This is a genomic window from Moorena sp. SIO4G3, assembly GCF_010692305.1.
Classification (GTDB): domain Bacteria; phylum Cyanobacteriota; class Cyanobacteriia; order Cyanobacteriales; family Coleofasciculaceae; genus Moorena; species Moorena producens_A.
The window spans coordinates 1-7,382 of record NZ_JAAHIG010000416.1 but is presented as its reverse complement, the minus strand read 5'-3'; the positions used below and the strand labels follow the sequence as shown (position 1 = coordinate 7,382).

The following is a 7,382-nucleotide window of genomic DNA, read 5'->3' as shown; positions in this document are numbered from 1 at the left end:
TTGGTGACAATGGTTTGCTAGTTAAGCCTGGACAGATACCAGACCTATCTATGGCTATGCAGACTCTAATTAATGATCAAGGGTTACGGCTCTCCTTAGGATCTAGCGCCAGAGCAAGCGTTGCCCATCTCAATGTCAAAAACTACCTCAGTTCTCTGCTTAATATTTATGGCTCAGTGCTCAAATCTCAAGCAACAGCTCCATGAACACACTATTGAGTTTCTCAAGATCTCTGTTATACAAATATCTGCTGATGTCTGGGATACAGGAGGTTGACTAATGAAAGTATTACTTTCAGCCTATCAGTGCCAACCTCATACCGGTTCAGAAAACGGAATCGGCTGGGCTTGGGCAACACAACTGGCTCTAATGGGACATGAAGTCTGGGTGATTACCTGGAGTCATAATCGGATTCCGGTAGAGCAGGAACTTCAGGTAAATCCAATATCTAACATACATTTTTTCTTTTGCGACCATCCTACCTGGTTATCTCGGTTGTTCAAAATTCTGATTACCAGACACCTAATATTGCTCTCAGTTCCCTTGTGGCAATTGATGAGTGTCTGGTGGCAATGGGATGCTTATCGAATCGCCAAATCATTAACCCAGGAGGTGGTATTTGATCGGGTTCATCACGTAACTAATACAACAATTCGACGCCCCAGTTTCATGGGTCTTTTAGGAATCCCTTTCATTTTCGGACCGGTAGCTGGTGGAGTAAAAGCACCTTGGTGTCTCAGGAAAAGCTACCCAGTCAGGGGCTGGTTATTTGATTTTATCCGCGATATTTCTAATACTATTGTTCAATTTGACCCGCTGATGAACTTAACGTTTATCACAGCATCAAAAATCTATTGTCGCTCGCAGCCTACCCAGGCACTTATCCCAAAATTTTACAGGTATAAGTCTGACGTTGTTTTTGATATTCCTATATATGATATCATAAAAATACCTAAAATTAGTGAAGAATACTGCATCAATAAAGATACTTTTAAGGTTCTTTTTGTAGGGCGTTTTTTACATTGGAAAGGGATACATCTGGCGCTGAAAGCCTTTTCTCTGTTGCACCAAAAGATTCCCAATTCCCATTTTACAGTCATTGGTCGTGGTAGTGAGCAAACTTGGCTGCAGAGACTGAGTGAGAAATTGGGTATCAAGGATGCTGTAGACTGGATACCTTGGATGGAGCAGAAAGAATTAAGTTCACCTTATCTAGAACATGATGTTTTTCTATTCCCCAGTCTCCATGATTCCGGCGGGCTAGTAATTCTAGAAGCTTTGTCCCATGGCTTACCAGTAGTTTGTCTAGATTTAGGAGGACCAGGGGTGATGGTGGATGAAACCTGTGGACGGGTGATAAAAACCGATGGGTTGACGGAAGAAGGGGTGATACAGAAGCTTAGTGATGCCTTAGTAGAACTGGCAGAAAACTCAGAATTGCGACAGCAGTTGAGTGCAAGGGCCTTGGCGCAACCAACTAAATTTGAATTTAAGAATGTTGTGGAAAAAATATATATAAATTAATTGGTTGAGGTAAAAAGTTCTGGGTTTTAGGGAGCAGGGAGTAGGGAGTAGGGAGTAGGGAGTAGGGAGTAGGGAGTAGGGAGTAGGGAGTAGGGAGTAGGGAGTAGGGAGTAGGGAGTAGGTAAAAAAAACCTGTGTAAATCATTACTATTACAAGCGATATAATTTTTAAAAAAATTTTAATTTATTAAAACTAAAACTATAGTTTAAAATACGGCGGTTTGCCTAACTATCAGGTATACAGTATTTTTTACTCTTCCCTCTTCTCTCTCCCCTCTTTTATTCTCCCTGCTCCCTGCTCCCTGCTCCCTGCTCCATAAAACCTAATAATTTGTATCTGATCAATTGCAAACCGCTGTACTTATGCATCTATCCTTAAAGTCACATTTGGTGATTTTTTTTACTGATTTGATTAAGGATATCAATTTTAATGGCTTCATTTTCAAAAGTATTAATAATTGTCGAAAATTTACCTGTACCCTTTGATCGACGGGTATGGATGGAAGCTACTAGCTTACAGAAAGCTGGTTATCAAGTTACTACAATTTGTCCCAAAGGGAATGGGTTTGATAAAGATTATGAAGTCATGGAAGGGATTCATATTTATCGCCATCCCCTACCACCAGAAGAAAGCTCGGTTACTGGCTATCTTCGAGAATACAGCTGGGCTGTGAATTGGCAATTTCGCTTAGCTCGTCAAGTATGGCAAGAGCAAGGTTTTGACATCATTCACATTTGTAATCCGCCAGATTTAATGGTTCTAGTGGCGGGATGGTTTAAATTGTTCCGGGGCGTAAAAGTAATCTTCGACCACCACGATCTGGCTCCGGAGATGTACATCGCCAAGTATGGACGAAAAGATATCTTCTATCATGGTTTACGCTGGGCTGAGCGCTTGACTTATGCTACGGCAGACATGGTGATTTCAACTAATGAATCCCATCGCAAGGTCGCCCTTACCCGAGGGGGGAAGAAACCAGAGCAAGTAGTTGTAGTGCGCAGTGCTCCTGATCTGGAACGGTTTCGGATCATGCCCTCAAACCCAAGTTACCGCAGAGGTCGTGACTATCTGGTCGGTTATATGGGGGTTATGGGGGAACCGGAGGGCATTGACTATCTTCTGAGGGCAATACGTTACATTGTGCAGGAAAAGAAGCGCCAAGATATTCACTTCATGCTAATTGGCAGTGGCCCTGCTGCTGAAAGCCTCAAGGCTTTATCTAAACAGCTTGACCTGACTGATTTTGTAGAATTCACAGGATTTCAGACCGGGGAAGCACTTTTAGAGCGGCTTTCCAGTTGCGATGTATGTGTCGAACCCTCTCCCACATCCGCTTATAACGAAAACTGCACTATGAATAAAATCTTGGAGTACATGGCCTTAGGTAAACCCATTGTTCAGTTTGACCTCCGAGAGGGAAGACACTCTGCAGGCAATGCATCTGTTTATGCTACCCCTAATGACGAGCTGGAGTTTGCTGAGAAAATTCTGGAACTTCTCAATTCTCCTGAAGTCATAGAAACAATGAGTGCAGAAGGTAGGCGCAGGATGGAAGAAATGCTGGAGTGGCGTCATCAAGCGCCTAAACTTTTGGATGCTTATGGAAAAGTTTCGTGAGTTTTTTTAAGAGCAAAGGGAACAGGGAGTAGGGAGTAGGGAGTAGGGAGTAGGGAGTAGGGAAAACATCCTGTCTAGTTCAGGTGCGACCCGTGGCGAATTTAATTCTTAATGCGGAAAGCGCACCTAATAGTTATGATAAACGCTATCTATTGCTTTAGCAAAAGTAACTATATCAGTTATAACCTAGAAAATAGATGGTCTTATAGTATCGATTGTCTAAAACTATTTTTATGATATTGAATGAAAATTATTTAGTAAAAAAACTCAAACGTATACCGGGAAAACTTAAGAGAGAGTCTTTGCGAATACCGATGCTAGATCATCTGTATTATGGTGACTATATAAAAAGACTAGAAAATCATGCTAACTCCCTACCTGCCCTAGAGCCAGTAGATTTACCGTTGTTGAATTCTCTCTTCAAACAAGGAACGGTTGTTACTTGTTTAGAAGAGTTAGAAATTTCCTCTAAGGAACTGATAGATAGTGCTGAGGATATCTTACCAAAATTACGGGCATTGCCTATACCGAAACTTGAGTCTTGTATAACCTATCGCGAAGAGCTAATTAGTTACCCACAACTTTTTAAGTGGGCACTTAAGGAACGATTGCTTGATATTGTAGAAAATTACCTTGGTGTTCCAGCATTATTAGCTGCTGTAACCCTTCAAAGGACTATTGCGGATGGAAAACCAGTACATGTCAGGCAATGGCACGTAGATCCAGAAGACTATCGCATGGTGAAAATCATTATCTACTTCAATGATGTGGGGTTAGATGGTGGCCCTTTTGAATATATTCCCAGACATTTAACCTCATCATTAGCTGAAGCCCTGAACTACAATTATTACAGTTCTGGTTTTGTCTCGGATCAAGACATGACAAGGGTTGCGCCTAAAGCTACCTGGATCCCTTGCCCAGGACCCTATGGCACAGTAATTTTTACTGACACACGCAGCATTTTCCATCGTCTGAAACCACCTACTGGATCACAGCGATACTCAATTACTTTTTCCTACACCTCTAGACGACCGATCACAACCTTTGAGAGAAATTTCTCTAAACACCAGTTGCAAGCTATTGCCAGCGGGTTAAGCCAACGACAACAAGATTGTTTGTTTTTCGATTAAAGCTGTGATCATTACAGTGGAGTTGCACCATGGTTAACCCAGTGGAACAGGCATCAGGCGTGGAACAGGCATCTTGCCTGTTTCAATTCCCAGGCATCTTGCCTGTTTCAATTCCCAGGCATCTTGCCTGTTTCAATTCCCAGGCATCTTGCCTGTTTCAATTCCCAGGCATCTTGCCTGTTTCAATTCCCAGGCATCTTGCCTGTTTCAATTCCCAGGCGGGCTGTCCCAACAAGGGGCGAAGAGGCGGAAAATGAGGGCTCTCCCTTGGGTGGTGCGTTACGGGGCGGAGTATACCAACGCTGGGTACAAAGCGAAACATCAGAAGCTTTCCGCCCCTAACGCACCCTACCCAACTGTGATCCGGTCATGGCTTGATGATCTCGTAAATTGCCAAAAATCAATCCTACCCTGAGCGATCGCATACCTTTGATGTTAGGATTTGACTCGTAACCGTAAATTATACGGATATGAACAAAGATACAGGGAATTGTATCTTTGTGAGGAGTGTTCGAAAAAAAGGAATAAGAGGCTTGTGGTAGATTCTAAACGATTGTCTGGGCAGTTGTTCAACTTAACGGGAACTAAACTCCTATATATTCTATCAATCGGCTTAACTCTGGGTGCATTAATTTTGGATGGGACAGCAGCTCGGTCCCTGATCGCAGGTAACTCCATCACTATACCCCTGTTGATCTGTGCTCTGATCACTACTGGGATTGGATATCGAGCAGTCCCCTTTCTACAAGCACTCAAAATGGGTCAGATTATCCGTCAAGAGGGTCCCCAATCCCATTTACACAAAGCGGGTACCCCCACCATGGGTGGCATATTTTTTGTGCCGGTAGGGGTGGTGATTGCCCTGGTGTGGTCAGGATTATTCCTCCGGCAGCAGGATTTTATCCCAGTCCTAGCGGTATCCCTAGCCACCCTTGGCTATATGTTCATCGGCTGGGTGGACGATTGGCAAGTAGTCCAACGCCGCTCCAATAAAGGGATGTCCCCGAGAATGAAACTGGCCTTACAAATTGTAGTCAGTTTACTGTTTTGTCTATGGTTATCACAAACCCAGCCAGCCAGTATCACTAACATCACCCTACCCTTGGGGATCGTCTTACCCTTGGGATTCTTGTTTTGGCCGGTGGGTATGTTTGTGCTATTAGCAGAAAGTAATGCTACTAATCTTACCGATGGAGTGGATGGACTAGCAGCAGGAACCTGTGCGATCGCATTTTTAGGACTAGCTGCCCTGATTGCTCCGACCTCCCCTGGTTTAATGGTCTTCTGTGCTTGTATGAGTGGCAGTTGCCTGGGTTTTATTGCCCACAACCGCAATCCCGCCAAAGTCTTCATGGGGGATACCGGTTCTCTAGCCCTAGGAGGAGCACTAGCAGCCGTAGGACTTTTGACTGGTAACCTCTGGGGTTTATTTATAATTAGTGGTATTTTCTTCCTAGAAGCCGTATCAGTGATAGCTCAAGTTAGTTACTATAAAGCCACCAAAGATGCCAATGGGGTGGGTAAACGTTTATTAAAAATGTCACCGTTCCACAATCATCTGGAACTTTCTGGCTGGTCAGAGACCCAGATAGTGGCGGTATTTTATGTAGTTAATGGGCTTCTGGTCTTGTTGTGTTTGAGGTAAATTCTCATTGGTTTTTTCTCCTTTGCCCAAGGCCTATAGTTGATCAAGGCAAGAGGCATGCATGCAAGACTAACCCACGCCTACCCCCTCACAGGGGTAGGTTTTTTTACATTAGGGTCGGGAGTCGGGAGTCGGGAGTCGGGAGTCGGGAGTCGGGAGTCGTGAGAAGCGGGAAATGGGGAGATGGGGAGAATTATTTCGACAATTATTGTATATTTTAATACATACTTTTAAAAGTTTCTACGTAATGAAAGTACGTACTCGCCCCAAAGTTAAAAACCTACCCTTGTGAGGGAGTGGGGGGAGAGGGAAGAACTAGTTTGCGATTAAGTTGGTATATATAGCAATTCTCATAGTCATGAGGACAAAGCTTATCCTTTTAAGGCAAGAGGCAATAGGCATGCTAGCAATAGGCATGCTAGCAATAGTCAAGAGGGTTGTAAGCGATGCAGAGGTGCGACCCGTGGGCAATTTAATTACGGGTCAAACGCACCATTACGGTCTTGGGGAGGCAGCGCCGCCAAAGGGGGTCTCCCCCATGAGCAACTGCCGTAGTTTCCCCCACTCGCTATTGCATCAAGACAGGGAATCATCCTGAAATAAGACTGTACCTCATAAGTGCGAGAAACGCTATAGCGGTTTATAACCTAATGAGGTACACAAGATTTTTGACCTGTTCCCTGTTCCCACTTCCGACTTCCCTGTTCCCTGTTCCCTGTTCCCTGTTCCCTAAAAACCGAAGAATTGGTACCTCACCTAATTTAAAACCGCTATAGCATTTACAAATAGGTCATGAACAATCTTGCTGATTTATCATAACATCAAAAACTCTTCGGAGCTCTTTCCTGCTGTTCCCTGTTCCCTGTTTCCTTTTCCCTTTTCCTATTAATGCTATGTTTACATCTCAAATAAAAACGCTATACTTAAACACATTGTCTTGATGCAAAGCGCGAGTGGGGAGGGGCTACATCAAGACAATACTTTTACAAGAGGTCTACTGATCAATCTTTCATCCTTAATAATACTTCTTGATTATTAATAAAACTTATTTATTTTCAATAATAATTAATTCATCCTTAATCCTTCTTAATAAGTAGGTGAGGTGGGCATAAATAAACCTTAAAACTCAGACTCCAAAAATGAAGCGGGAAGCCTGTATTCAAGGGGTTTTAAGCATTTTGAATGTCAATCGCCATTTTACGGATTAATTAAACCCACTTACTTAATTCACCTTTATGCATTCATACTTTATACTTAATTCAGCCTTCATCATTCATAATTCTTAAAGAATTTAGCCGCCCTAGGACTTGATTTTCTCCAGTCAAGAAATTATTATTCTCTTCAGAGAACGAAAAAAATAAATGGGTGGCAACTTTAACTGTGCCCCCATCGGTAAGATAGCTGTTTTTGGGTTATTCAGGGTGCCCTTACTTCCATAGTTTGTGGTTGCCAGGTTAAACACGGT

General features: G+C 43.1%; 7 protein-coding genes and 1 pseudogene. 7 read left to right on the top strand and 1 reads right to left on the bottom strand.

Annotated features, from left to right (window positions below; all coding sequences use genetic code 11):
* Positions 1 to 206 (top strand): annotated as a pseudogene (locus tag F6J99_RS38525) (hypothetical protein); the annotation flags it as partial.
* Positions 207 to 279: 73 nt separating this feature from the next.
* Complete coding sequence (locus tag F6J99_RS38520; RefSeq protein ID WP_293121254.1) at positions 280 to 1,524, top strand: glycosyltransferase family 4 protein; 1,245 nt, start codon at positions 280 to 282, stop codon at positions 1,522 to 1,524.
* Here the strand turns inward: F6J99_RS38520 and F6J99_RS38515 are convergent.
* Positions 1,490 to 1,669: a hypothetical protein gene (locus F6J99_RS38515; protein ID WP_293121252.1), complete on the bottom strand. Its 180-nt coding sequence runs from the start codon at positions 1,667 to 1,669 to the stop codon at positions 1,490 to 1,492. The genes F6J99_RS38520 and F6J99_RS38515 overlap by 35 nt on opposite strands.
* A gap of 285 nt (positions 1,670 to 1,954) precedes the next feature.
* On the opposite strand from F6J99_RS38515, the gene F6J99_RS38510 reads away from it, so the two are divergent.
* The 5 genes from F6J99_RS38510 to F6J99_RS38490 all read left to right on the top strand — a co-directional run bounded on the left by F6J99_RS38510 (position 1,955) and on the right by F6J99_RS38490 (position 6,693).
* On the top strand, positions 1,955 to 3,142 hold the full coding sequence (locus F6J99_RS38510; RefSeq protein WP_293121250.1) for a glycosyltransferase family 4 protein: 1,188 nt from the start codon (positions 1,955 to 1,957) through the stop codon (positions 3,140 to 3,142).
* Between the two features lie 314 nt (positions 3,143 to 3,456).
* Entirely contained in the window at positions 3,457 to 4,272 is an 816-nt protein-coding gene (locus F6J99_RS38505; RefSeq protein WP_293121248.1) for a hypothetical protein, read from the top strand.
* Positions 4,273 to 4,301: 29 nt separating this feature from the next.
* Positions 4,302 to 4,529 carry a hypothetical protein gene (locus F6J99_RS38500; protein WP_293121246.1) on the top strand — a complete coding sequence of 76 codons (228 nt, stop codon included), beginning with the start codon at positions 4,302 to 4,304 and terminating at the stop codon, positions 4,527 to 4,529.
* A 278-nt stretch (positions 4,530 to 4,807) separates the two neighbouring features.
* Complete coding sequence (gene mraY / locus F6J99_RS38495) at positions 4,808 to 5,917, top strand: phospho-N-acetylmuramoyl-pentapeptide-transferase (RefSeq protein WP_293121244.1); 1,110 nt, start codon at positions 4,808 to 4,810, stop codon at positions 5,915 to 5,917.
* A gap of 650 nt (positions 5,918 to 6,567) precedes the next feature.
* Positions 6,568 to 6,693 (top strand): hypothetical protein, encoded by a 126-nt coding sequence (locus F6J99_RS38490; protein ID WP_267876446.1) that lies wholly within the window; start codon positions 6,568 to 6,570, stop codon positions 6,691 to 6,693.
* Positions 6,694 to 7,382 lie beyond the last annotated feature (689 nt).

Excerpts from the sequence above, each read along its gene's own strand:
- F6J99_RS38520 (WP_293121254.1), top strand. The coding sequence starts at position 280 with ATGAAAGTATTACTTTCAGCCTATCAGTGCCAACCTCATACCGGTTCA.
- F6J99_RS38515 (WP_293121252.1), bottom strand. The coding sequence starts at position 1,669 with ATGATTTACACAGGTTTTTTTTACCTACTCCCTACTCCCTACTCCCTA.
- F6J99_RS38510 (WP_293121250.1), top strand. The coding sequence starts at position 1,955 with ATGGCTTCATTTTCAAAAGTATTAATAATTGTCGAAAATTTACCTGTA.
- F6J99_RS38505 (WP_293121248.1), top strand. The coding sequence starts at position 3,457 with ATGCTAGATCATCTGTATTATGGTGACTATATAAAAAGACTAGAAAAT.
- F6J99_RS38500 (WP_293121246.1), top strand. The coding sequence starts at position 4,302 with ATGGTTAACCCAGTGGAACAGGCATCAGGCGTGGAACAGGCATCTTGC.
- F6J99_RS38490 (WP_267876446.1), top strand. The coding sequence starts at position 6,568 with ATGAGGTACACAAGATTTTTGACCTGTTCCCTGTTCCCACTTCCGACT.